28 protein-coding genes are annotated in these 26,460 nt (G+C 31.6%); 8 read left to right on the top strand and 20 right to left on the bottom strand.

What is annotated here, in order from left to right:
• Nucleotides 1-12: 12 nt before the first annotated feature.
• From AC4FQX_RS02580 to AC4FQX_RS02485, 20 genes are all read right to left on the bottom strand, one after another.
• A complete protein-coding gene (locus AC4FQX_RS02580) occupies nt 13-306 on the bottom strand; it encodes a type II toxin-antitoxin system RelE/ParE family toxin (RefSeq protein ID WP_491166100.1) in 294 nt (97 codons plus the stop codon).
• Complete coding sequence (locus AC4FQX_RS02575; RefSeq protein WP_491166099.1) at nt 296-739, bottom strand: hypothetical protein; 444 nt, start codon at nt 737-739, stop codon at nt 296-298. Before AC4FQX_RS02575 ends, AC4FQX_RS02580 begins: the two co-directional genes overlap by 11 nt.
• 223 nt (nt 740-962) lie before the next feature.
• Nucleotides 963-1,259, bottom strand: a complete 297-nt coding sequence (locus AC4FQX_RS02570) for a type II toxin-antitoxin system RelE/ParE family toxin (protein ID WP_491166098.1) — start codon at nt 1,257-1,259, stop codon at nt 963-965.
• Nucleotides 1,249-1,734 (bottom strand): hypothetical protein, encoded by a 486-nt coding sequence (locus AC4FQX_RS02565; RefSeq protein WP_491166097.1) that lies wholly within the window; start codon nt 1,732-1,734, stop codon nt 1,249-1,251. The genes AC4FQX_RS02570 and AC4FQX_RS02565 overlap by 11 nt, the downstream gene beginning before the upstream one ends.
• Before the next feature lie 227 nt (nt 1,735-1,961).
• Nucleotides 1,962-3,326 (bottom strand): methylmalonyl-CoA mutase subunit beta, encoded by a 1,365-nt coding sequence (locus tag AC4FQX_RS02560; RefSeq protein ID WP_491166096.1) that lies wholly within the window; start codon nt 3,324-3,326, stop codon nt 1,962-1,964.
• Nucleotides 3,327-3,330: 4 nt separating this feature from the next.
• Nucleotides 3,331-3,678 (bottom strand): FtsB family cell division protein, encoded by a 348-nt coding sequence (locus AC4FQX_RS02555; protein WP_491166095.1) that lies wholly within the window; start codon nt 3,676-3,678, stop codon nt 3,331-3,333.
• A 34-nt stretch (nt 3,679-3,712) separates the two neighbouring features.
• Nucleotides 3,713-4,321: a uridine kinase gene (gene udk, locus AC4FQX_RS02550; RefSeq protein WP_491166094.1), complete on the bottom strand. Its 609-nt coding sequence runs from the start codon at nt 4,319-4,321 to the stop codon at nt 3,713-3,715.
• Between the two features lie 415 nt (nt 4,322-4,736).
• Nucleotides 4,737-5,969, bottom strand: a complete 1,233-nt coding sequence (locus AC4FQX_RS02545) for a hypothetical protein (RefSeq protein ID WP_491166093.1) — start codon at nt 5,967-5,969, stop codon at nt 4,737-4,739.
• Complete coding sequence (locus tag AC4FQX_RS02540) at nt 5,953-8,454, bottom strand: DUF2339 domain-containing protein (protein WP_491166092.1); 2,502 nt, start codon at nt 8,452-8,454, stop codon at nt 5,953-5,955. Before AC4FQX_RS02540 ends, AC4FQX_RS02545 begins: the two co-directional genes overlap by 17 nt.
• Nucleotides 8,455-8,737: 283 nt before the next feature.
• Nucleotides 8,738-9,727 carry a metallophosphoesterase family protein gene (locus AC4FQX_RS02535; protein WP_491166091.1) on the bottom strand — a complete coding sequence of 330 codons (990 nt, stop codon included), beginning with the start codon at nt 9,725-9,727 and terminating at the stop codon, nt 8,738-8,740.
• Between the two features lie 284 nt (nt 9,728-10,011).
• Nucleotides 10,012-11,055 (bottom strand): hypothetical protein, encoded by a 1,044-nt coding sequence (locus AC4FQX_RS02530; RefSeq protein WP_491166090.1) that lies wholly within the window; start codon nt 11,053-11,055, stop codon nt 10,012-10,014.
• 12 nt (nt 11,056-11,067) lie between these two features.
• Nucleotides 11,068-12,351, bottom strand: coding sequence for a glutamate decarboxylase (gad, locus tag AC4FQX_RS02525; protein ID WP_491166089.1), 1,284 nt, complete (start codon nt 12,349-12,351; stop codon nt 11,068-11,070).
• Nucleotides 12,352-12,400: 49 nt separating this feature from the next.
• On the bottom strand, nt 12,401-13,219 hold the full coding sequence (locus AC4FQX_RS02520; RefSeq protein WP_491166088.1) for a hypothetical protein: 819 nt from the start codon (nt 13,217-13,219) through the stop codon (nt 12,401-12,403).
• A gap of 37 nt (nt 13,220-13,256) precedes the next feature.
• A complete protein-coding gene (locus tag AC4FQX_RS02515; protein WP_491166087.1) occupies nt 13,257-14,507 on the bottom strand; it encodes a TolC family protein in 1,251 nt (416 codons plus the stop codon).
• Nucleotides 14,508-14,550: 43 nt separating this feature from the next.
• The gene (locus tag AC4FQX_RS02510) at nt 14,551-14,763 is read right to left on the bottom strand and encodes a hypothetical protein (protein ID WP_491166086.1); all 213 of its coding nucleotides are present in this window, start codon (nt 14,761-14,763) and stop codon (nt 14,551-14,553) included.
• A gap of 117 nt (nt 14,764-14,880) precedes the next feature.
• Nucleotides 14,881-15,270 carry a hypothetical protein gene (locus AC4FQX_RS02505; protein WP_491166085.1) on the bottom strand — a complete coding sequence of 130 codons (390 nt, stop codon included), beginning with the start codon at nt 15,268-15,270 and terminating at the stop codon, nt 14,881-14,883.
• Nucleotides 15,271-15,309: 39 nt separating this feature from the next.
• The gene (locus AC4FQX_RS02500) at nt 15,310-15,765 is read right to left on the bottom strand and encodes a DUF2589 domain-containing protein (RefSeq protein WP_491166084.1); all 456 of its coding nucleotides are present in this window, start codon (nt 15,763-15,765) and stop codon (nt 15,310-15,312) included.
• Nucleotides 15,766-15,786: 21 nt separating this feature from the next.
• Nucleotides 15,787-16,068 (bottom strand): hypothetical protein, encoded by a 282-nt coding sequence (locus AC4FQX_RS02495; RefSeq protein WP_491166083.1) that lies wholly within the window; start codon nt 16,066-16,068, stop codon nt 15,787-15,789.
• Between the two features lie 36 nt (nt 16,069-16,104).
• Nucleotides 16,105-16,767, bottom strand: coding sequence for a DUF2589 domain-containing protein (locus AC4FQX_RS02490; RefSeq protein ID WP_491166305.1), 663 nt, complete (start codon nt 16,765-16,767; stop codon nt 16,105-16,107).
• A 62-nt stretch (nt 16,768-16,829) separates the two neighbouring features.
• Nucleotides 16,830-17,420, bottom strand: coding sequence for a hypothetical protein (locus tag AC4FQX_RS02485; protein ID WP_491166082.1), 591 nt, complete (start codon nt 17,418-17,420; stop codon nt 16,830-16,832).
• A 189-nt stretch (nt 17,421-17,609) separates the two neighbouring features.
• Between AC4FQX_RS02485 and AC4FQX_RS02480 the strand changes: the two genes are divergently transcribed.
• The 8 genes from AC4FQX_RS02480 to AC4FQX_RS02445 all read left to right on the top strand — a co-directional run bounded on the left by AC4FQX_RS02480 (nt 17,610) and on the right by AC4FQX_RS02445 (nt 26,336).
• Entirely contained in the window at nt 17,610-17,906 is a 297-nt protein-coding gene (locus tag AC4FQX_RS02480; RefSeq protein ID WP_491166081.1) for a hypothetical protein, read from the top strand.
• A gap of 42 nt (nt 17,907-17,948) precedes the next feature.
• Nucleotides 17,949-19,268 carry a sensor histidine kinase gene (locus AC4FQX_RS02475; protein WP_491166080.1) on the top strand — a complete coding sequence of 440 codons (1,320 nt, stop codon included), beginning with the start codon at nt 17,949-17,951 and terminating at the stop codon, nt 19,266-19,268.
• The gene (locus AC4FQX_RS02470) at nt 19,261-20,013 is read left to right on the top strand and encodes a LytR/AlgR family response regulator transcription factor (RefSeq protein WP_491166079.1); all 753 of its coding nucleotides are present in this window, start codon (nt 19,261-19,263) and stop codon (nt 20,011-20,013) included. The genes AC4FQX_RS02475 and AC4FQX_RS02470 overlap by 8 nt, the downstream gene beginning before the upstream one ends.
• 534 nt (nt 20,014-20,547) lie before the next feature.
• On the top strand, nt 20,548-21,777 hold the full coding sequence (locus tag AC4FQX_RS02465) for an ABC-three component system protein (protein ID WP_491166078.1): 1,230 nt from the start codon (nt 20,548-20,550) through the stop codon (nt 21,775-21,777).
• The gene (locus AC4FQX_RS02460; protein WP_491166077.1) at nt 21,770-22,219 is read left to right on the top strand and encodes a three component ABC system middle component; all 450 of its coding nucleotides are present in this window, start codon (nt 21,770-21,772) and stop codon (nt 22,217-22,219) included. Before AC4FQX_RS02465 ends, AC4FQX_RS02460 begins: the two co-directional genes overlap by 8 nt.
• Nucleotides 22,216-24,075, top strand: a complete 1,860-nt coding sequence (locus AC4FQX_RS02455) for a DUF3732 domain-containing protein (protein ID WP_491166076.1) — start codon at nt 22,216-22,218, stop codon at nt 24,073-24,075. Before AC4FQX_RS02460 ends, AC4FQX_RS02455 begins: the two co-directional genes overlap by 4 nt.
• A complete protein-coding gene (locus AC4FQX_RS02450) occupies nt 24,075-25,109 on the top strand; it encodes a nucleoid-associated protein (protein ID WP_491166075.1) in 1,035 nt (344 codons plus the stop codon). Before AC4FQX_RS02455 ends, AC4FQX_RS02450 begins: the two co-directional genes overlap by 1 nt.
• Before the next feature lie 504 nt (nt 25,110-25,613).
• Entirely contained in the window at nt 25,614-26,336 is a 723-nt protein-coding gene (locus tag AC4FQX_RS02445) for an AAA family ATPase (RefSeq protein ID WP_491166074.1), read from the top strand.
• The last annotated feature ends 124 nt before the right edge of the window (nt 26,337-26,460 follow it).

The following is a 26,460-nucleotide window of genomic DNA, read 5'->3' as shown; positions in this document are numbered from 1 at the left end:
TGTATAATGGTTTTATTCAGGATATTTATCCGGGTATTGATCGGTTTGAAAACAGGATACAATAATAATGGATTTATTTTCTTCGTCAACTATAAAAAACAATAAAAAAGGAAACCCTTTTATTGCAATAGCTCGGTAATTTTTATATCTGATTCTATAAAATGGATTTTTAGATAATTGAGAATACGTATTTTCTAAATTTATAATCAATCTGGCAGAAGTCGATTTGCTAAGATCAGTATAGTAATCTATTGCTGATTCTATTTCTTTTTGGGCTTCCTGAGATAAGATTATATTAAATACCATATTTTTTTTTTAATCTTGAAATAGATTCTTCTGCACTTAAATAATTTGTTCTGTCTTCATTGATTCTGGTGTCTAAAATATTTTTCATAGTATCAGTAATTGTAAAATGATCCTCTTTAGGGAGGATAATTACTTCCACTTCTCTTGCACTAAAATCTTTTGGTATTGTAATACTCATTTTACGATCTTTTAAAATTATAATTTGTCTGAAAGCTTCTGTCTTTTTGTTGAAATTTGGAAAAGGTTTTTCAGTGTTTGAATATTGCGTTCCGCCTTCATTAACCATGTCATTTATTGAATCAATATTGCTAAAAGAATCTTCTTTAGGTAGAATAATTATTTCGACTTCTTCTTCTGTATTGAAATCATCCGGCAACGTGATACTGATCTTGTGATTTTCTATGGTAAAAGTTTCTCTGAAAAAAGCGGTCATAATTTCTGTTTTTCAATTGAAGTAAATATACTGCTTTTCTGATTGTTATTCTATACTATAAACTATAAAAATAACTATAAACCATTTGTTATACTATTAATGTGTTACGGCGAAATTATGGCTGATGATACTATGATTTTTCGATTGCTAAAAATAGGTGTTTTGAAGAAGATAAAGAAGCTGTTTTTAGAAGGTTGTAGCTGAATGTGTTGAGTTTTTTATGCTAATCTCTTTCAGTCCATATTTCAGCATTTCTGGATGAATGGTATACGGCTTTAATAATTATAGTACTATTATAGATGGTGAAATGAATCAGATAAGGAAACGCATTTACCGTAGCAGTTCTGGTATCATCATAACGAATGCTGTATAACAAAGGGTTCTTCTGTATTTTTGTAATTTCTTTTTTTATAAAAGTTATAAATTTTTTCCCTAAATCTTTTTGTTTACCGGTATACCAAACGGTTGTTTCTATTATATCCTGTTTTGCAGGAGGATGAATTATTATCTTATAATCCATCCGAAAACTTTTTTACTTCAGCCTCAATTTCTTTTATCGCCTCCGCAAAATCCTGAGCAGTTGAAGGGTCTTTTAAGTAATTTTTAGTGCGTTCTCTTACTTGTTCTATCTGCCAGTTAGGGATAGTATATTCTTTATTTTTAGTAGGGAAGACGATTGTTTCAACTTCCTCAGCATTAAAATCTGTGGGTAATGTAATGTTCATTTTGTGGTTTTTTAAAAGTATAATTTGTCTGAATGCCTCTGTTTTTCGGTTGAAATTTGAAACAGAATTTCCGGTATTTAAATATTGCGCTCCACTTTCGTTAACGCTGTTGTTTATAGTATCGGTACTGTTAAAAGTGTCTTTTTTAGGCAGAATAATTACTTCTAATTCTTCTTCTATAGTAAAATCATCGGGTAGTGTGATACTGATGTTGTGATCTTTTACGGTAACAATTTTTCTGAAAAAAGGGGTCATAATTTTATTTTTCAATTTTAAGTAAATGTACTGCCTTTTAATTGTTATTTTGTCTTTTTATAGAATTAATTCTAGATAATTTAAATAATAATTATTCTATACTAATGTATTGTTTTGAGTGGAATAATGGGATTGATTACTGTATATTGAGTAACCATAAAGTGTACAAAGATTGATACTAAGTGTATAAGGTTTTTGTGAAAACCGGAAACCGATATTGAAAACGTATTGATCGTTTGCTATTATTTTTCTGCCTTTAATCGTTGTTGTTCCGTTTTTTCTGCTAAACGTCTTTCGATAATTGGGACAATTAATGTTTTGCGAGGATTCTTTTTTACAAATGGAAATAGTTCTAAGTTATGTTCCATTTTATCTTCTTTATTAGGATATTTATTGGTTCCTAATAAAACTTCTTTTCCACTGTCAAAAAGAGCCTGTTCTTTATCAGCACTTTCCTGTATCTTTCTCTGGATTGTACCTTCTATCAGTTGTTTCAGGAAACCTCCGTTAGCTTCAATATCTTTAAACAGTGTCAGTGCTTTTTCAGCTAGTTGATTAGTAAGATGTTCAATATAATAAGTTCCGTCAGTAGGATTGCTCACTTTATCAAAGTAACTCTCATGTTTCAGGACTAACAACTGATTTCGCGCTATACGGTCTCCAAATTCATTATTCTTATGAAATACAGCATCATAAGGCAGATTAGAAACGGCGTCCGCACCACCCAGAATAGCACTCATACATTCTGTTGTTGTGCGCAGCATATTCACATTATAATCGTAGATTGTTTTATTTCTTTTTGTTGGTTTTGCTAGAATATGGCATTCTGTATTACCTCCATATTCTGCTACAATTATGCGGTATAGAAGACGAATAGCTCTTAGTTTTGCAATTTCAAAAAAGTAATTGGTGCCTATAGATACCTGAAACACTATCGGTTTGACAATAGTAGGAATACGGTTCAGATATTCATTAGCATGTGCCATACTGTAAGCGATTTGTTGTACTATATTCGCACCGGCATTCTGATAAAGAGAAGTATCAACGCTCAGAACAGAAACTTGTTTTGTTTTCTTCAGGACCGTGTTTAATTTTCCAAAATCATGGTTCATATCCTTAAACCAGTTTCCGTCTTTTGTTAATCGTCCTATAGGGTCTATATTACAATAAACAGAAGCTTTTTTTGCAACGGCAATCTGTTCAATTTTATTCACGAAATCGATTGAGAAAAAATCTAAATTAAGATAAACGGTTATATTGTCTAAAGGTAATTTTTTAAACAGTTTTTCAAGATCTGTTTTCTCATCCCGAATGGTAAAACGGATACTTTCAGCACCTCGTTTAATGGTTTCTAAAGCGCGATAATTTGATTTTTCGACATCATGAACAAAAATATTCTGACAAATTTTAAACGAATCGGTTTTTGTATTTACGGCAAATATTTTTTCCGGTTGATCAGAATGATAAAAAGGCCGTACTTTAATACCCTCAGGACTGTCCCAGACCAGAGTTTCATTATAATCAGCACCTTTCAGCTCAAACTGTATCTGTTGTTTCCATTGTTGAGAGGATACTGGTTCAAATTCGTTAAATAAACTTTTGCTCATTCTCTTAAAGTGATTTAGATTTTTCTTCAGAAATACTGTCTTCAAATTCTATTATATATATATCTTCATTATCACGTTTCATGAAATATTTTTCGCGGGCATACTTTTCGATTTGTTCCGGGTCTTTTAGTAACCGGACATTTTCAAGATCTTTTTTGATTTCTTCCTGGTAATATTTTTTATTATTTTCCAGTTCTTTAATTTGTTTATTTAAAACCCGGTGTTCAACATAGGAATAGTTGTCAAGAAAAAGCATCCAGATACTGAAAAATAACAGTACCAGAAAATACCGACTGCCAAGGTATTTGACCCAAGGGTATTTTTCTTTAATATTTTGGAATCTCTTTTTCATTTTATATTGTATAGATCTAAAAGTAAGGAATATTTTATAATATACGTTGATTTATTACAGTTCTGACGATATCTATTGCAACAGTGTTGTATTTATCGTTTGGAATTATAATATCAGCAAATGCTTTTGTAGGCTCAATAAACTGTTCATGCATCGGTTTTAATGTGGTCTGATACCGGTTTAAAACTTCCTGCATATCACGCCCTCTTTCTGCAATATCTCTTTTTAATCGTCGAATCAGACGTTCATCAGGATCTGCATGAACAAATATTTTAATATCAAATATATCGCGAAGTTCCGGATTAGAGAGTATTAAAATACCTTCCACGATCATTACTTTTCGGGGATGGGTAACTATGGTATCATCTGTTCTGTTATGCGTAACAAAAGAGTAAACAGGCTGTTCGATTATCTTTCCCTTTCTTAAATCTTTTAAGTGTTCTGTCAGTAAATTAAAATCAATAGCTCTCGGATGATCAAAATTGGTTTTTGCTCTTTCTTCATAACTTAGGTTACTAGATTCTTTATAATAAGAATCCTGAGAAATGATACCTACTTCAGTTTCCGGAAGTTCATTCATGATCTGGTGAACTACTGTTGTTTTACCACTTCCTGTACCACCGGCTATACCTATAATCAACATATGTTTTTGAGATTTTTTTATTTCTGCAAAAATAATAATTAATCAAGTAACAGCTGTCTTTTAGGGATAATATTATCCATTTTATGTAAAGATATAAAACTTTAAGGTCAAAACTTTAAAAATCAAAAAGATATACAATATTTATAGAGGTATTCGCTGCTTCGCAAAATCTCTGATTTTGTGAAAGTATTTGTCAGTTTCTGACTGACGTTACAGGTTAATCGATTATAATATTTTACCAAGGTCAGGAGACCTTTTAACACCTCTGCAAAGTTGAAAAACTTTGCAGAGCAGATTTATTACATTCTGTGAAGTTGGAAATTTCTGATGAGTGGTCAATAACATTTCACTTTTTACAAATAACCTCTCACAAAAACTATCAATTATCCATTATTAACTATCAACTAATGAAAAACTACTTCCTCATATCCTTTAAAAGACTGACTGAAAAATAAACAGTTGTAAGCGCTCCAATTCCAATACATATCCACAAGAACCAAGGTTGTTGCCAGAAAGGAGAGGACTTTAATTCAGAAACGGTTTTGTTTTCCATTACTTTAGTTGGTTTTAAAATAGACAGGTCTTTTGGTATAGAGTTTCTGAAATATCCCAGATCATAACTAGGAGCAGATAGTTCCGGATTACCAGTCTGTATCGTATAATTTTCTCCTGCTTTCAGATTGGTAATGATATAAGCAGGTATTTGCATTAATTTTGCAGAAGCAATTGATAAAGGAAGATTGTCCTCATTATCTATTTCGATAATAAATTCTTTCTCAAAGAAGCGGGGGAAATCAATATGATTCAGATTGTTTGAATTCAGTTCAAATGTGTAATAGACTTTCTGATAATTCTCAGTTCGTTTTTTTACTTTTTTGGTTTTATTTAGTAAGATTTTGGCTTTTCTATTATAGAATGCCGGAGCCGTAATCGCAAATACGATCTGATCTATGGTTTGAGGATGTTCGAATTTAAAATGAAGCTGCGTCTTCTTTTCTTTGGAAAGTTCCTTTACAGCATAATTTTCTGCTTTTATCTCATCAAAGCGAACCGATACAGTATAATTAAAATAAGTACCTGCTTTTAAAACATGTATTGGTAATGTTTTTTTATCATCAAATTCTATTTTCAGATAGCGATAAGAACACAACGGAACAGCTATTTCTTTATCAACAGAAGTAGTTTTGTGACTGTACAGATCATATAATTTTTGCTGATTAACAAGACCAAACCATTCTTTCTGATTGTTACTTCCGCTGATGTTATAGGTTTTTGTAACATCTGAGTTGGCTATAATTAACCGAATCTGTTTGATAGAAGCAGTAGTAGGGTTTTCTATTATGATGAAAGAACTTGTATCCGCAATACTGCCTCTGGCGATAATAGGGTATTCTGTAAACTTACCCTCTTTTACTGTTAATGAGTTGTAATCATCGCTGATAAAATAAGGAACTTCTTTTTTCTGGCTACTGTAAATTCGGAGATCGTTCAGGTATTTATCAGAGTAGGAACGAATTTCCGGTGTAATCAGAATACGGTACATTCCGTCCTGTTCCACTGTTGGTATTTTTGATTCTACAGCAAATTTCTGAGCAATTGCTGTAGTTGTAATGCATAACAGTACTATATAATTAATTATTTTTTTCATCTGAATTTTTATTAGTTGGAACTTTTGGAGTATCACTTAACACCAGTACTTTTATTTTTTGGTACACAAACGAGATAATCAGAATTAGTATACCCAGTAATATAAAAGCAATTATTTTTCCTGTTTCAGACACATTTCGGATATCATAAAGAAATAATTTAAGAATAGTAAGTCCCAGCAGAGAAAGCGCTATAATTCGTAGATTCTTCCATTGTTTTTTAATACCGATAATTAAAAAGAAGAAAGCAATTACACCCCATAAGATCGGATAAGCAATTTTAATGATCTGAATTCGGGCTTCTGATACCGTTCTGTATACAACTTCTTCATTAACAGCTGTGGTACCATAGTAGCTGTATTCCTCTGCAATTTGTTTTGCTAATACAGTTTGTTCTGCTGCCGATTGCGTGGTAAGCATTAAACCATGTAACATTACTTGTGAACTAGCAATATAAATAATAAAAAAGGCTGCGATCCAGGTAAAAACGGGATTATTGAAAACGGCTTTTTTAGTATTGATCCTATACAATATGAATCCAAAATAGATGATACAGATCAATGACAGATAATGAGCAGCAAAAATAATTTTATTTGTCGTACCAATAAGGAGATAATTTTCCAGTTCATTAAGTGCAATTCGGGAGAACAGAAAAGTAAAAAGGACAATATTGATAATTGCAATAACAGTGGAGATTTGTCGGCTTACACTGTTTTCCTCTTTATAGTAAAAATGAACTGTTATAGCGCAGAATACCAAGTGATAGAGTACAGGTAATGCATAAACCATAGCAGAATCGATATAGTTGTAAGCCTGAAAATAAACTTCCAGTATACCGGTTAGATATAAAAGAAAGACAGCAATAACCAAAGCATACTGATTGTACCATTTTGGATTAAAGATCAATCCGAACTGTTTGAAACTTTCTTCCTCTTTTCGGATCAGGAAATAAACCGTAACAAAAGAAAGCACAGCGGCAATACCGGCAATGAAAGCACGATTGAATACGATATTAATTATTTCCGGATTACCATAAATCTGATACCAGTCCATAACTAAACTGAAAATCATTAAAATATGAATGATCACGGAGCCAAATCTAAAAGCAGGCATTTTCGACTTTTGTGCCAGCCACATTAATAACACTGCTTCTGTTGCCCAAAATATGGTAATTCGATTCCCCTGAAACTGTATTGGAATAGCTAGTGTTATAAAGGTTAGTGTTAATCCGATAAGCAGATAGACTACTTTCTTGTCAGTACCGAATTTTTTATACAGGAACCAGGCATATATTAAATTGAATATAGCCAGTATAGTAGTAAATAATCCTTTGAACTCCGGATGATACTCGTTTAAAATAACCATTCCTGCGGTATAGAACAAAAATGTATTAGCAGTTAGTATTGATAATTCAATTCTGGTAAAAGCTCCTTTTGTTCTTATATTATTAATAATATTGATCAGAATAAAAATAAAGTAGAAAATAAAAGCAAACAGTAATGCTCCGGCGTAAGGAGCGTCTTCCTTATCTTTTACAGAAAGTAACCATCCGAAATAAAGTATAGTGGTAAAAACATAGGACAGTATATTAATAATACTCCATTTTCTGTAATAAGCCATCGTCAGAATACCAACATTTAATATGGTAATATAAGTAAACAATACGACATAATTACCGGATCCGGTACTGACCATAAACGGAACTGCAAAACCACCTATAAGAGACAAAATGGCTAATTCTACTCTGTTATAAGATAATGAGATCAGCGCACTGAAAGCGGTGATTGCTACCATGATAATAAAAGTGGCGGTCTGATTAAAAAGATGATAGTCATGGAACGCAATGGCTATTGTAAAATAAAATATAGCAATCGCACCAGCAACTAATACAGAACTGAAAGCACTGTAGTTTTTTCTAAGTTTATGAGCAAAAGCCATTACCAGAGCACCACATAAAATACCGATACCTACTCTTGCCGGTTCATTGATCCAGTCTTTGTCGATTGCAAACTTTACAAAGTAACTGATGCCCAGTACAAGAATAAGAACACCTATTTTATTGATCAGATTTTCACCGATAAACTTTTCCAGATCGGGGTTTTTCTCTTTAAAATTTTCCCACCATGATTTTTTTGGTACGACTGGTCTCAGAACCATCTGAGGTTTTGGAGTCTGTGCCTTTGGAGGAGCAGGAGGAGTTACAGGAGCTTCTATCGGTTTTGGAATAGTATTTTCAGGAACAGGGATGCTTTCTGTTGGTTTTTTCTCCTCTGTTTTAATAACAGGAGATGTATTTTCGGGCTGAACAGGAATAATTTCTTTCTTTATTTCTAACTGTTTTTCAGGTATATAAGCTTGTTTTCTGAGAAGATCGATCTTTTTATTCAGATCATTCAGATGATTGTCGATTTTATTAAATCTTGATTTAATATTATTTAGTATAACAATAAGCAAGATAATAGCTATCAGTATTAGAGTTTCTGTCATAGTCTATTGTGATAATTAGTCTTACAAATGTAAGATAATAATAGGATTAGCCTAATATTCAAAAGTATAAAGCTTTGAAAGAACTATATTTTATTAATATACAGTTCTTTCAATAGCATAGTTTATAGAGGATAAACTAAAGGGAGAACTAAATGAAGAAAGAAATTAACCTTTATAGTGAGTTGTTCTTCTTTAGCATAAGCATAACTAGAAATAATTGCAATTGATATCAGACCGGATTAATTTATTCAGTTATCCCGGGATTGGATATAGTACAACGAATCTATTTCTTTTCAAAAGGATAGTCTGTACGATATAGAATATTGCCATCATATTCCCGAATATACGTGTGAAATCCTTTCTTTTTTTCATTTATCTGTATTATTCTTGCTCCATTTTTTTCTCGCAGATAAGTATTTTCACTTCCCGAAAAGCAACCATAAGCTAAACCGATACCATAATAATTGACCAAATAATCATTTACGTGATCATGACCTACAAATGTACCGAGAACATCTCCTTGATGTAACATTGCTACAAACATTCCTGAATTCACAATTGGACTTGCTTCACGTTCATATCTTACCCCGATCCGTTTATAAGAAAGGTCATCAAAAGCAATTCCATATTCCGGAAAGGGGATATGAAAGAAAGCCAATGCAGGAATTACCCGACCATTTTTATTTTTGATCATATTACTTTCCTTGAGATACCATTCGATTTGATTATGTCCAAACCAGCCGTAACCTTTTATTTCTTTTACCTGAGAGTATGCCTTGGAGTCCATTGCATATAGTATGAATGCTGTTTTTCCATCATTTCCAAATATAGGTATACTTGCATTTAGTACACCATCGACACCATCTATGATTGCTTGATTATTTACTAATAATGGTTTTTTAACCAAGTATGCCGCTATCTGCGCCCTGTTCAATTCACTTTCATCATCATGATTACCGAGGGTCACGATATATGGGACATTTTTAGAAATAACGACATCCAACACTTCATCCCACCCTTTTGTAGTAGGTGCCTTGACTACCACATCACCTGTAAATATTACCAAATCAGGTTGTTCGTTTTCTAAAGTGCTTATCATCATGCTGATAGACTTCTGTGAAGGTATGGCTCCCGCAATATAATGTAAATCGGTAAATTGGACGATTTTGAAGCTTCCATCCTTATTGAATTTTAGCTGTTGAGCATGTAAACCCTGTGTTGTAAATGCTAAAATAACACTTGCGTAAATAATAGAGAGACGTAAAATATTCATAATTTAAATTTAATGGTTAATACTTTATAGAATTATATTTTCAATTTTTATGATGACTTAAGTAAAGTGTAAAGTAAGTTTTTAATCATTAATCTAAATTTATGCTAATCTGATGTTATAGTTAAGAATAAAAAGGATCATAATACCTAATTAAATAAATAGTTAATTTTAAAGTCTTTTTGTAAGATAGAAACAGACTATAAACCGCCAAGTGGAGTGTTATTCATTGTATATAATTAAACCTATAATAGTATTGAAATATAAAGCTTTGAAAGAATTGTGTTTTATAAAAAGATACTAAAAATTAATATCATAATATACACAAGATAAAGTAACGGGAAAAGCAAGCGAAAAAAGAAATTAATTCTTGTGGTAAGTTGCTCTTCTTTTGTGTAGGCATAATTGAAAATGATTGCAATTGTTGTCAGGAAAATAGAGATATAGCCTGAAATGATTACCATTTCTATAAATGTATTATAAGGCAAAGCAGGTAATAAAGAAGAGGTGTAAAAGTTAAAGGTTACCATGGTTAACATTAAAGTAAATGATATGCTTAATTGATTAGTAAAATCTTTTACCCAGAATACCAGCCAGGATGCAACGATCAGAATACCCACAGGTAAAATAACTTTCCATAAATAATATTCTATTTTACGTTGCGCTATAATTTCAAAATTGCAGCGGGAAAACAATTCAGACTTTTTCGAATTCAGACTCAGATGATTGTATGCCATGTCATTGACATAATTTTTAGTTCCCAGAATAGTCCATTCTTCCATATAGGATTCATCCAGTTTTTTAGGGAATAAATTAGGATGAACAAATATAAGTTTGTTTTTTTCCAGAGAAAAAGATTCTAACTGTAGAGTAAAGCGTTGTTTATCATTGGGATACTGATGAAAGTCCATTGATGTGGTAAATCTGCCGTGAAAACGTTCATTATAAGTCACTAATCCGTTTGAATATACAATAAGACGTTTATTGATAATTTCTCTGTTTCCCAGAATATTGATAAATTCAAAAGAAGGTACAGCTATTTTTTTTGGAAAATCCTCATTTTCATAAATGGTCATTGTGCTGTCAGATTGTGTACCCGGATTTTTTGTAGTATACCAAGAGAGAACAAGATAAGCATCAATAAGATAGGTTTTGTTTACAGTATTAATATCATATATCTTATTCAGATGTACAGATACAGTTACAAGAATTGGTTCTGATAAACTTTGTTTTTCAGAAAGATTCTGCTTTAGCGTAGAGGCATGCAGAACAAAACATTGTAGTATTATCAAATAACACATTATCGATAAGAATACAGATTTTACTTTCATTAGATTATCGAATTAATACCTAAGTAAACTTAATTTTTTATAAGTGGAAATCAGATCATGGCTAAGCATATTCGCCATAACAGGACTAAAATTTTCTTTTATGACAATTCTTATCAGAACTTCATGGCTCATATTATCCGGCATTTTGTAAACCGGAAGCATCCAGTTTTTTTCTCGCAATTGGGCAACTAATAGTTCCGTATCTACAATTGCGGGATTAGTTATCTGAATAGCAACAATAGGAAGTATACGGTCATCTATTATTTTAAAACAACCGGTTTCTTCTAAATTATTTCGTAAGCGATCCGCTGTTTTACAACATTGAGCTATGATTTTTTCATATCCCTCAATCCCATGATGCAGCATTGTAAAATATTGAGCTAAGATCATAGAAGCTCCTCTCGAAAAATTTAAGGTATAAGTATCAATAGGTTCTGTCAGATAATGAGAAGTGAATATCAATTCTCGTGGTAGTGCTGTCTGATCCCGAAACAAAAGCCAGCCAATTCCCGGATAGACTAACCCGAATTTATGACCGGATAAATTGATGGTACGAACTAAGGGCAGTTGAAAATCCCATTGCAATGTTTTGGTTTCAGATAAAAAAGGCAGTATAAATCCCCCTATAGCAGCATCAACATGAATACCTGTATCCCGGTTATTTTCCAGATTCAGTAGTTGTAATTTATCATTTAATTCCTGTATAGGATCCATACCACCTGTATAAGTATTTCCCGCTATAGCGCCAACGCAAATAGTGTTTTCATCAATATTTTTCAGAATTTCATTTATAGGAAATTCTTTAAAAGAAGAAATAGGGATTTTACGGGGTTCCACATCAAAATATAAAGCAAACTTATCCCAGCATACATGCGCGTTACTACAATAAACAATATTAGGATTAGCCACAGATTTACCTAATGCTTTTTGTCTTTTTTTCCATTGCCATTTATGCGCCAGTAAAGCTAATTTTACCGCTTCCGAAGAACCTATGGTTGCTGTTCCTGTAGCAGTTGATTTTTCAGGAGCATGTAGTAAATGTGCTAAAAAAGAGACCATACGATCATGGATTTTTTTAGTTTGCCGATATTCAGAGAAATCGATGAAGTTTTTTCCAATTTGTTCCATGATTAGTTTATCTGCATAAGGATCCATTGAGGTCGTGGTAAAACTACCCAGATCAAGATGGATATTACCATCCATTGTAAGTTCCTCGCATATAGTACGATAAGCAAGTGCAGCATCCATTCCTTTTTCAGGAAAATAGTCAGAGAAGTAAAAAACAGGTGTCTTCATGGGATAACGGTTAAAAGATTTACTTTAAATTTTAAGATGCAATCATTAGTCAGATAGTAGCTATTACAGCTGTAATTTTTTTGAATATTCGGTAAAGTACATCACCGATTAGTCCGCCTGATAAGACTAATAAAGTGTGGTTTATAATAGGGTTTTCTGTTAGATAAGGATACAAGATGTGGCTTTCCGTTAAAAGGATTCCACTCAGTATTCCAAGTAAAAGACCGATTTGGTAATCCGAAATACTGTCAGTGGTAAATGTTGCCTCCCGGATTTGTTTCAGTAGTTTTAACAAGTAATAAACAAAAGAACCAATACAGGCAGAAACGATAATATAAGTCCAGTTTATAATTAATATAGTTGTATCAGTAAATACTAAATCAGGTTTTATATTTTCCGTTATTATTTCACTCAGACTAATAAGCAGAGCCATTAATAACAGGGAGATCATTATACTATTGATTAGAAAACGGACAAAAGGAATTTTAAAAAAGTTTATTTTTGTCGTGTTTTCCTGTTGATATTGAGTTAAGAACCGAACACCTTCAGGAGTTGCCGGAGCAATTGTTCTTAAAAGGATCGCATGTAATCTGATTCTGCCGGATAGTTCCTTATTTCCGATCAGTACCGCCGTTTTTGGCGGTAGTGTTTTTTGTTTCTGTATCGTGTATTGCAGCATTTGTTCAATATCAGTATTGATTTGTTGTTCTAATTTTGCTTGATAAGTCTCAGCCGTTTCCTGAGATGAGATAACAGTTGTTTTTTTCTCTGTTATTGAACTATCTGTATTATGGTTCTCCATAGTTTTTTCAGTTTCAGGTATTGAATAAACCGAACGATTTTGTATTTTTTCATATATAGCATTCATGATCGTGAAGAATTAAAGGTTTAGGAAAAACAAAGATTTAAAGTTCGATTCCGGTATAAAAGTCAAGGAGTTTAGACTGTGTGATGATCTCATATTTCAGTAGGATTAGTTCCATAGTCGCTTTTTTATTCCAGTTTCGGGCAATCAGATACTCTTCATTGGAACCTTTGTTCCGATATAGTTTTTTCTCCGTCTCGGAGAATAACAATTCTGTTTTAGTCTGCGTTTGTGTTGCTGTTGGAAAAAGATTTTGCTTGTTATTTAAATTCTGAACAATAAGATTGATGACATTATGTAGCTTTTCCTTTCGATTGTCAAGTATAGTTTCCTGTAATTTCAGACTAATTGTAGCACGTTCAACCATTGTTTTCTGCGCCTTCAGATTTAAAAGAGGAATAGATAGTCGTAAACCCGCATAATGTTGTATTTTTTCCGGTTTTGCCAGGTTATTCAGTATATAGTAAGGGGTATACTGAAAGTTGATTTCGGGATACAGATGACTTTTTGCAACAGCAATTTCTTTTTGAGCGATTTTAGCAGCAATGATAGTACTACTGATCGAAGGGTCGGCAGTTATTGCTTTCGGATAAGCCGTTTCCGGAGTTGAGTAAGTTGGTACCGAAGTGGGGATTTCTCCAATCTCAAAAGGAATAACAGCAGGAAGGTTTATGAGTTGCCTTAGTTGCAGTAATGCTATTTCATAGTATTGTTTCAGTATTTTTAATTCCTGTTTATCCTGCTGTAATAAAGCATTAAAAAAGACATTCTCTAGAGGTAAAAGAGTATCCTTTTTAGGATAATACGGAGAGTTAATCACATATAACAATCGGTTATAGAAATCAATGGTCAGATCATATTGTTCTTTATTCAACAGTACCTTTATATAAGCATATAAGATTTGTTCTTCAACTGTATTTTGTGCAATTGCAAGATCATAGTTTTTCTGATCAATAATAAGATCCACTTTTTGAAGTTCCTGTTTTTTTCTGAATCCAGCTGAAATAATAGTGTTTATTTCGAATCCCAAACGAGTCTGGAACTCTGTTTTATCGATAGTATTGTCAGTATAAGAAGGATTTAGAATCCCGTTTATTTGAGGCAGATAATTTGCCAGAACAGCTTTTTTATCTTCCTTATAGATTCCGTTGTTTATAGAGATTTCTTCATAATCAAAACTATGTGCCCTTCCATAGGCGATACACTCTTTTAAGGTCCATATTTTTTGTCCCTGAACGCTGATAACAGAGCATAACAAGGCGATACTGATTAATACAATACGTGTTTTCATAATACGGTTATTCGTTGAGGTAATGAATGTTTTTCAGAAAGAATTAACCTTGAATTAATTTATCCAGATCAATTGCTTTGTAGAGAGAGATGTCTACTTTATGCTGTATTTCACAAACAGGATATGACACTTTATTTCTGACTGAAAAGTCAGCTAAGGCACAAATACATAATTCATCATCTAATGCCAGTTTGTCGATCTTAGTAACATATAAAGCCTGTTGTTTTTTTCCTTTAACGGTAATTAAACTTCCCATGATCTTATAATTTAGAGTGAAACAGTGCAATAGGATAACCTCATTACATCCGGATGTTTTTTTGAGGAACTCAATTAGAGTTTTTAAAAATTCAATTCAGTATTTTAATGAAAGCGATTATGATCTGTAATCACTTATGAACTGTTTACCGTCACGGTAGCTGATTTCCATAATTTTTGGCGTACCATCTATATTTTGAAGAATATAAAAATGGAAGCCGTAATTATAATTATCATTACCGGTAAAGTGCAGACAGAATCCACCACCTACTAAATCTTCAGGCTGATGCGTTCCCTGTTGAATAGTTACCGTTTCCGATCTGTTGCTGTTGGTTGCAATATCAATGAATTCAAGAACCCAGTGATCTGAAAAATGATTTCGTGCGTCGCGAAAAGCACCAATAATAGAGGATTCCGTTAAGGTGTCCAGAAAAGCCTGATACTGCCCATACTTTTTTGTATACCCTGGTTTAGCTGTGTTCCAGCCTTTTTTAAAAACTAGTCCCATGATTTTAAGATTTAAATAGTTAATAATTACGTTGATTAATCAGACAACACTCTTTACCAGGTAATCGTTGATTCTTAAAAAAGATTCGGACGGATCACCCGATTCAAAAGAGATTTCTATTTTTGCCGTGGCCTGTTTTTTCCCAAAAATTCCGCCACCGCCGCCCATATCAATGTCCAGACTTGGTCCGCTTTTACCATTAGGTTGTTCCAGCTTTATTTTCCCGAGCCCCACTTTGAATTTCAGTTTCAGTTCCCTTATTTTGATTGCAGAAGGAGGAAGTAAGCTTAATAAAGGAACCCGTAAAGTGGTCATGTTTCCCGGATCATCATCCGGATCGAGTGTAGGCACATGAAGCTCCTGTATAATTGGTTTTCCTTCCTCGTCAAAATATTTAGCCAGTTGCTGAATGTGCTGTTCCTCTGTTAGTTCCTGAGCACGAAGTACAGCGTTGTGAATAGCCTGTAATAAATGGTCAAATCGTTGTTGTGACATGATATAGGTTTTTAAAGTTTTTTAATTTTCATCCATCCAATACGGTTTCCTTGTAAAACCGATGTGGTAGGTTGTACTTTGCATATTCAGTTCATGCTCACCCATTATGAAAGTTCCTATCGAAATATCTTTTCCGATAATAGTTCCTTTAGGGTGCTGAGATAAACATTTATTCAGCAACGCCAACTGTTCTTCACGTTTTTCCTCCGAAAAAGGAGCACTTGGATTAACAGTTCCTATGGTTACTTTTTTGACATATCGTATCTCTGCAATAGCGGTCTTTTTCGAATTATTAGGTATCATAACAGTTGGCGTTTAGTTGATTAAGGAAACAGACGTTTATTCAGTCGGAGTTTCAGCCGATGTACCGTCAGCATTTACTAACTTCCCTTTCTCAAGCGGTTTACCATCTTCACCTCTTCCGATTTCCCCGTTTTCATTCGGTTTATAAGCAATTACCTGACGTGGTTTAGCAGCATCGTTCATGATGTCCAGTACCCTCGCAAGTCCCTCAGGAATACCGTGGTTCGTTGCTTTTACCTCAACATGGTATTTCGCCGATTTATCAGACGAACGAGTATTTTCCTTACTCGCAGATACCGCTCCCGATACCTGTGCATTGATCGTAAAAAATCCAATTTTAGCCGTTAAACTGGCACTGAATTTTCCTTCAGAAGCCGATTTATCAACCGATTTAGTAGAGCTTTTTACCTCCATGTCAAATGTGATGTCAACCAGATCCACCTGTAGATTTGGAATTGGTACTATCGCCAGCATTGGAACTTTCATTTTTACTTCCTCCACCGTTGCATTACCTTCCTTATCCATGCCCGGACGTTCAAATACAAAGTCGACCATTCGCGCAGGACCCGGAAGATATTCTCCTTCCTCATTCTTGATCTTTTCAAAACCGATATCATTAATAAAAGCAGCCGTAGATTTAGCCAGATCCACATTAGATTTGACTGCTGCAGATAGCGGTCCGCCTATAAGATCCTCCATTGGAAGACCTTTAAACTGATTAGCAATGTTCATAGTGTAAATATTTAAGGGTTATTAATTCATTAAAAATCCGCTTCTTCCAGTAGGGTATAAGTGAAAGAGTTACCATACAGATTCTTTGCTTTATGACAAATACCCATAAAGAAATCGAAGTCAGCTGCTTTTTTAAAAACCGTACAGCCTGCCGACCATTTTTCGACAGTCTGAGATTCTGTCTGCGGATTACTGCGGTGGATATTAACTCCGAATATTCCTTCATACTGCTGACCTGAAAAATTCAGTACCCCGTCTTTATTAGCATCCCTCCATACTTTGAGTGGCGTTTTCTGTACTAAAGCCTCATACTGACCTTTATGCAGTCCTATTTGATGTGACCCTCTGTATTGTCCAGGAACAAGTATTGCCGTTCCGTTAACATTCAGAGGATTTTTTAACCAGTATAAACCGGGGTCTGTAGTAACCGGAAAATAAAAAAGCCGTTGAGTAAGGCTATCATCACGATAGATAAGACATAAGGTGTCATCAAAAGAATTAGCGATCTCATTTTTATTCCGAATCCCGATAATATTGATATTATAAGGTTTGTTCTGATCAAAAAAGAGGTATCCCTTTTTAGTAAGAACCGTTTGGATTTCGTTTACTGATGGTTTCATTTTCTCTGTTGTTTTTAGTGTCTGAAAAAAAAATTAAGACCTGTTTACAGAGCAATATTACAGCAGGAGTATAAAGGATTTTAACAAAATGGTATAAGTGGTTCTATCTGTGTCATAGGTGGTTATGTAGAGAATATAAATATTATTTAAGTATCTTTATTTACACTAACCAACTAAAAATAAATGATTATGAATGCAACCGTTCCAATTGAGAAATCAGAACCGATTTCTATAGGAAAATTTAAAGATTTGTCTTTCGTTCCTTTCTTAAATACAGTTTTTAAAAAGGAAAACGAAGTGTACAGAAAACTATGGGCGAACAATTTTATGCGCTATGTTAGTATTTTAAAAGAATACAAATTGCAGCTTAAACTGACCATGCGCCAGAGTATGGAAATGTTTAAGATGTTATTACCTGTAAAAAAGAAGTGTCTGAAAAATAGTTCACATATTAATTCCCACATTCACTATTTAATTCGTTTTTAAGATGATGAAAACTACAATAGTTATTTTTTTTTAGGATTATTAATGGCGTTTGGACAACAAACCGTATCTCCTAAAGACTTTTTGGTATTATCCGTAGAGGAATGTCTGACCTACACAAAGAAGAATGTTTTTCTTTCAGTATATGAAAATGCACCCGAAAATTTCCATAAAATAGAATCAGAAGATAAAGTATTATTAAAAAATACAATATTACAGGAGTTTGTACATGATACTATGGCTGATAGTAAAGTCTATGATTTTAAAAACATAGAGAATTATTATAAAAAGAGTCCGGCGCTTCATCAGAGATTAAAGGATAGTTCAGAATCCAAAAGAAATCCTGAAAAGACTCCCGAATATTATAAGACCTATGTTGAAATGGAGGAAAATAGTCAGTATCGTGATAAAATATGGAAATTAGCAGAACAGGAAAAGAAATTTATTATCAGTAAAAAAGAAACGAGGATTCGGTTACTCGAAAAAGAAGTGAAACTTCGGAATATACTTTTACAAGTTGAAAAGACAGAAAGAAATCTCTTTCTTTTTACTGCAATTTTTTTTTTGCTGTTATTGTTGGCAGGTATTATTGTTTATTGTCAGAGTATAAAGAAGAATACTATAATTGCCCGGCAGAATATCCGGTTGGATGAGCTGAATCAGGCAAAAGATCATTTGTTTTCCATTATTGCTCACGATCTCCGATCCCCCGTTTTTATGCTGAAAGAAAGTAACTTAAAGCTAAAAAAAGCCTTACTAAAAGAAGAGTATGCCACTTTTCAGAGCTTACTGGAATCGAATATTATAGTAGCAGAAAACACTTATTCTTTATTAGATAATTTATTGTACTGGGCTCTCGAGCAGAATAAAACCCTTTTTTTCAATAAAGAAAAACTTTCTTTTCATACGGTTATAGAACAGGTATGTAGTAATTATTTCGAGTTACTGAAACAGAAACAAATCCGGTTTACAAAAGATATTCCGGTTTGTTTGTGGATTTATGCCGATTTAAATGCATTGAAAATAACCATAAGGAATCTGATAGACAATGCCATAAAGTTTACCAAATGTGGTGGAGAAATCAGAGTATATACAACTGTAAAAGAGGAGGTTGTACAACTAATTATTGAAGATAACGGAATTGGTATGGCAAAATCCGTTCTCCATTCTATTTTTGACCCCCGTAGTGAGAAACGACAAAAAGATATCCATGGCAGGACCAGTACAGGATTAGGACTAGAACTTTGTAAAGCAATGACTGAAAAGAATGGAGGGAAATTAATACTCGAAAGCGAAGAAGGAGTAGGCACAAAGGTTTTCATTACTTTAGAATTAACAACAAACGACACTCATGCTCATGACTAAAATACGTATTCTTCTTATAGAAGACAACCCGGAACAAGGACAGTTATTACGAGAAACATTAGAAGAAAAAGGCTATGAAGTAACCGCAGTAGTTACAAGATTAAAAGATGCCTTAGGTTGTTTCTATGCTCAGAAACCCGATATTGTGATTGTAGATGTCTATTTAGAAGGGCAGCCGGACGGTATTGTTTTTGCTGAGCGGATCAATGAAAACCCTTCCACATTAAAACCCTTTGTGTTTTTAACCAGTGCAAGAGACAGAGAAACATTTGAACTCGCCAGACTAACCAATCCTTACAGCTATCTGATGAAGCCATTCAACATTTTAGAACTACAGTATGCATTAGAATTGGCACTGGAAAAATTCACTAATCAGGTAGGAGTATTTTCTTTAGGAAAAATAGGAGGTTCGCTGTTAATGGAAGCTTTTTTTCTGATAAAAAAAAGAGACGCATTAGTGAAAGTTTCATTTGATCGTATTGAATGTATTGAGATAGAAAGGAGGTATGCCACCATAACAACAGAAGAAGAATCCTTTCTGGTCGAAATATCTTTAAAAACAGTACTTCAGAAACTACCCGAAAAACAATTTGTTCAGATTCATCGCAATTATGTAGTAAACCTGAATAAAATAAAGAAACTCTATTTGACAGACCATCAGATGGAATTATTATCAGGAAAAAATATTGTGATGAGCAGACGGTTCAAAGAACAGTTTCTCGAACGGTATTCCGTTTTGAAATAGAAGATGGTTTATAGAGGTCAGTCAGGGACAGAAATAGGGTTTTAAGCGAATTATTTTTTACAAAACCCTTTTAGAAGCGAGTATAATTTATAGAAAATATCTTATAAACGGATAATCTGTAGCTTGTGTATACGTTTGTAAAACGGTAGCAGTAAGAAATGAATGAGATACCGGAAAAAGGAACCATGTTGTCTTTTATAATTCTGCTCTCTTTCTGACCTTATATAAACCACTTTTATTGTGGTCTCGTTGAGGTTTTGTTTTATGATATATAAGTAATTTAAACTAGTGTATTTTTTAATTTTAATGTGAGTTTTTGTAATTATTTTTATGAATTATGATTCTTTATTGATTTAGTTATTAAAATAAAATTTGAATTAAATAAAAAGATAATATATTAAATATTAGTACTATTTTTAACATCTTAATGTTAAGATATTAGAATAAAATAAGTGTAATTCTTTAGTAAAGATTAGATTGTATAAACCATAACTTTTTAGACTTATTTTAGTTTTATGCTTTAAATAAACAATAATGACCAATAAATTTAAAATTAACGAAGAGCATACGGCAGGTCCGCAGCTTATAGGGTTTGATTATCAGCTTTTTTATTTTCTTTATTTAGCTTTAGATCTTAATCCCGGAGAAAAATTAGGTTTTGAAGTTTTAGATGATGTTCATATAGAATTTCCTAATGGAAAGATTGAATTACTGCAAACAAAACACACTATTCAAAAAAACGCGAATGGTTATAATATAAATTTGACAGAAAGAGATTTGGACTTATGGAAAACAATAAGTAATTGGTTGTCATTTGTAGAAGCATCTGATGATTTAGAAAAATATATAAAGAATACTAAGTTTAAAATTGTAACTAACAAATCTATTGATAGTAATTCCTTTTTTCGAAATTTAATAAAATTACAAAGTGGTGAAATTGATATAAAGGTAATGTCAGCTTATTTAGTTAATTTATTGATTGACACTACAGATAAAGATATAAAAGAAAAGATTAGCCAACTAAGTAAATTAAATCAAAAGATTAAAAAAAAGTTTTTATTAAAATTAGAGATCATTTCAAATCAAGAGAATATAATTTTACAGATAAAAGATAGGATTTATAAAATAATTAAAAGACCTGAGAAAATAGATGATGTTTATAACTCTTTTTATACAAATATTCAAACAGATAAATTTTTTACAATAGTTGATAAATCAAAATTTATTATTTCATTTGAGGATTTCTCTAAAAAATACAAGTCTTGTTTTGATTTAGCTTTTGGATTAAATAGCCTTCCAATAAGGAATTTACCTCTTATTTTTCCTGAAGACTTGAAATCTCAATTGTTTATAAGACAATTAATTGATATTGGAGAGACAGATGAAGATGAAGAAGTTTTAAATTACACAACTTCAATGCTGAAGTTTTTTAATCAGTTAAAAGATTGGATTAATGAAGGTGATTTGTTGGAAACAGATAAATCAAATTTAGACAAAGAAGCAATTTTTAGATGGAAACGAATATTTAAAGAAAAATACAGAGAAATTAAGATTAAAATTAGTAATGGAGAGGTTATTGAAAATCTTGAAGGAAAAATTAAAGAAATTGCAATATTCTGTGTAAATGATATGAGGAGAGAGAAATTAAGTGTGAAAAATAATGAACTAACAGAAGAATTTAGTAATGGTCAATTTTATTTGCTTTCTAATGAACCATTGATTGGTTGGCATCTTGATTGGGAAAATAAATATAAAAATGAGTAAAAGTTACTACGTATATAATAATGAGGCAATTTCATCAATTATTATTGAAAGAACTTTAAGTTATCTAGGGTCTATTGATATCACAAGGCTTTTACTTGTTTTACCAATTTTACTTGACGATAGAATAACCATAAAATTTGAAAAGAGAAGTTTCGAAGATTTTGAAGATTTCGTTAATAAGCACCCCGTTTTATTTAATAATTTTAATGATAAATATTTGGATTTACTCCCTATTGCAATAAATTCAGTCACACTTCTTAGAGAGATGGGGATTTTAGAAGTAAAGAAGAATAAGGTTTTTTATTTGAGAGAGCTGAATTTAGAGGAATATGATTTAGGATTTAGATTTGAAAGAATAGCCTTGCAAATTAATAATTTTATAACGTTAATAATGAAGCATGAAACAAGTACACTTTATAAAATACTAAAAATTAGATTATGAAATTTAATATAAATAATATCAAACTTTGGTTTAAAAATGAGTCAAAGTCCAAAGTATATAATTTTTTACCTAATAAAATTAATGTAATCACTGGTGATGCAACAACTGGAAAGACAAGCTTTTTGAGTGTTATAGATTACTGTTTATTATCTAGTAAAAATAGAATTATTGAAGAAACAATAAATGAGAATGTTTCTTGGTATTCAATAGATTTCCAGATTAATAATAATAATTTTGTAATAGCAAGAAAATCTTCAAGTAGTGGGACTGTGTCTTCTGAAGTTTATTTTTCTGGAGTAGGAGAAAAACCAGATATTCCTTATTCAAATATTACGATTGAGGAGCTCAAAGAAAAATTAAATGTTGAATTTGGAATTACGACTTCTGAAGATTATATCACAAATAATCTCAAGACAATAAGTTATAGGCATTTTTTACTTTTTACTTCTATTTCAGCTGATATAATAATTACATCAAATAATTACTTTGATAGAAGTTTTTATGAAATTGAGATGGAAGATACTTTAGAACAAATTTTTTTAATGTCGATTGGTGTTGATAAGATGGAAAATATCAAAAACCGAAAAAAATTAGAGAGTATAAATAAAGAGATGATTAGGGTTACTAGAAAAATTAAAGGTGAAAAGAAAAAGAGAGAGAATATTGATTTATCGTTATTTAGTTTAATACAAGAATGTAAAGAAAATAATTTAATTAGTTTTGATTATGATTTCAATGCTATAGAAGCAATAGATTTATTAAAAGATATTATTGGTGAGTATGTTCAATTAGCAGATAATGAAAAAGTATTTTCTACAGTTGATAATTTAAATAAAGAAAAAAGAGATATAAGTCGAAAAATAAATTCTATAGAGCGTTATAAGAAAGAAATAATTTCTTATAATAAAAACCTTACAAGTTATGAGGATAGTTTAAAACCAATTGAGTATATAACTGAAAATTTTGAGGAAATTATTAAAACTCATGAGGTGTTGATGTTTGTTAATGAGCTTGGAAAATCACTAGGTAATATTAAGAAAAGTTATTTGAAGTCTGATTTTAAATCATTTAATCTGCATGATGAATTAGAAAGTCTAAAACAAGATCAAGTAAGAATTCAGAAAGAGATTTCAAATTTACCTAAAATAAAGCCCTCTTTTTCTAGTGAAGCTACAAAATATATTTTTGTAGGAACAATTAAAAATAAACTTAATTCAATTGAACAACAAAAAAATGATTTAGGGTTTACTGATGTGAGAGAATTAGAAAAATTAGTAAAAGAATTTGAATTACTTGAAAAGACAATTAATGATATCGAAAGTACAAAATATGTGATGGGAGAAGAACTGGATAAGTCAATACAGAGAAATTATAGTTTAGTAAATTCCATGCCTAATTATAAGGATTATAATATACGATTTTCTATTGATGACATGATTTTAAAATTAAAAAATCCGGCTCAATTATTTGAAATAGAAACTACAGGGAGTTCTTCAAATTATATGTTTTTGCACTTATGTTTTTACCTCGGATTACATGAACATATGATAAAAGTTCAACAACAACATGTTCCACAGTTCTTATTTATTGATCAACCAAGTTTTCCATATTATTCTGGAGAAGGAGATGTTAAGAATAATGATAAGTCCAAATTGATAGATGCTTTCAAACTTTTAAATTCATTTTTAAAATATATTGTTGAAGATTTAAAAGATGAATTTCAAATATTTATGGTTGAACATGCACCTAAGGAATATTGGGAAAATAATAATTTGGAATATTTTCATACAGTAGAAGAATTCATAGATGGTAATGGATTAGTGCCTATGTATGTACTATCAAACAATAATTATTAATGAGGATTTCAATAGATAAGATTAAAAGTTTGGTGATTCATTTCGTGGGAAATAAATCCAGAGGAGAAGGGGTCAAATTCTCTCAACTAGAAACTAATTTTCAAAATGCAGAGAGTAGTATTTTACAACAAGTTAAAAATACATTTAACTTTAATGAGTTTTTCGAGTTTTTTTACACTTATGATGTTAATTTAAATCCTATATATAATCTTATTAGTATACTTTTTTCTGATCATGAAAGATTGATTGAGGTATCTCAAAGTATTGTAAGCCACCTTTACAACCAAAGTACACATACTAAAATTAAGAGCGGAGAATTATATGTTTTATATTTTAAGGATTGTCTAGTAGAGGATGAAGTTGTTGATGCAGTAGGTATATTTAAATCTGAGAATAAAGATTCATTTTTAAAAATAGATTCTAGAGAAGATAGTTTTGAAATTGAAAGCTTACAAGGAATAAATATAAATAAGTTAGACAAAGGCTGTATCATTTTCAATACAAGTAAAAAAGATGGGTATTTAGTATCTATTGCTGATAATACTAATAAAAATTCTGAAGCACAATATTGGTTAAATGATTTTTTAAATGTTCGACAAAGGAAAGATGGTTTTTATAATACTCAAAATACATTATCCTTATGTAAAAAATTTATAACGAACGAATTATCAGCAGAATTTCAAGTGTCTAAAGCAGATCAAGCAGATTATCTAAACAAATCAGCAGTTTTTTTTAAAGAGCAAAATATTTTTGAAATTGAAGATTTTTTTGAAAAAGTTATTGTAAAGCCAGAAATAATAGAGAGTTTTAAAAATTATAAAACTCGATTTGAAAAAGAGCAAGGTGTAGAGATTGCAGAAAATTTTTCAATATCTGAAAATGCAATAAAAAAACAATCACGTATTTTTAAAAGTGTACTAAAATTAGATAAGAATTTTCATATTTATATTCATGGAGATAAAGAGTTAATCCAAAAGGGAATTGATGAAAATGGCAAGAAGTATTATAAAATTTATTATAAAGAAGAAAACTAAATAATTATTCTTTATTAGAGTCAAATCTAGAATTGATAAAGAAAGTTGTACTTTGTTTTTGTACAGAATAGTAATCTATGGTTATTTTAATCTTCGCAATAACTCTTTCAGATTCGTTTAATTCATTAGCATTTAAGGGGCTAATTTGGTTTTTTCTTCTAAACGTGCGTTTTGTTGTACTCGAAATAAGAATAAATCAGGTTTCAGGTTTAATGTATCGCTAAAAATTCCTGAAGATGTATTATGATGATATTTTCTAAGTATGAAGATTCTTTTTTAGTTCCAAAAATTCTAAAAACATAAGTTTAATTGTGCATACAGTGTGTGCACAATTGAAAACGTGTGATATATTTTATTAAGTTCAAACAGGATGAGGGGTAACCCCGTTAAAAATTATTTTTGTTCTCTGAATTGCTTAATATAAAGTTTAAAAAGAAAGCTGAACTATATTAGTTTTAAAATAAACCAGTATTTTTATATAGAAATAATTAATATAGTGTAGAAATGAATTTATATGATTTAGTGATCAGTGACAAAAGAGAAGTATTGTTATCCGATGTTTTTTTAAATAAAAAGAATCAGAACAGTATCCAACAATTGGTTAAGGAATATAAATATGTAGACGAACTCAACAAATTCGGACTATCTGTAAATCATAAAATACTGCTTCACGGACATTCCGGTTGTGGAAAAACGACCACAGCAAAAGCCATTGCAAATGCAGTTGGTAAAGACATAATAATCCTTAATCTGAGTACTATTGTCAGTTCCCGAATTGGAGAAACAGCGCAGAATATTAAAAAAGTTTTTGAAAAAGCCGGAAGAGAAAAAGCAGTTCTGTTTTTAGATGAATTCGATCAGATTGGTAAAGCAAGAGGAAACGATGATAAAGATGTGGGCGAAATGAGAAGACTCGTCAATACCATTATTCAGCTGATCGATTATTACCCTGAAAACGCTTTGTTGATCTGTGCAACCAATCATCCCGAAATTGTTGATACAGCCTTATTAAGAAGATTTCAGTTAAAAATCAGTTTTGAAATGCCTGTAAAAGATGTTCTCGATGCGTATTACGATCAGTTATTACTTCGATTTCCCGAGAGTATGCAGAATATCGAACGGAAGTATACTATCTCCTTTGCCGAAGCAAAAGACTATGCCTATACAGTAGTAAAATCCTTATTGATAGAAGAATTGGAACAACAGGAAAAAGAAGTTGAATTATAAAGGGAGGTAATGGAGCTTTAAAATAAAGCTAAAAATAAAAACGGAACAAAAAAGAATATTTCTTCTCTGTTCCGTTGTTGAGGTACGATGATACCTTTTTTACTCAAATACCTGTAACCGATTA

Source organism: Flavobacterium sp. AK-301 (assembly GCF_058310215.1).
Note: the sequence above shows the minus strand (reverse complement) of the source record. Positions and strands in the feature narration are given on the sequence as shown.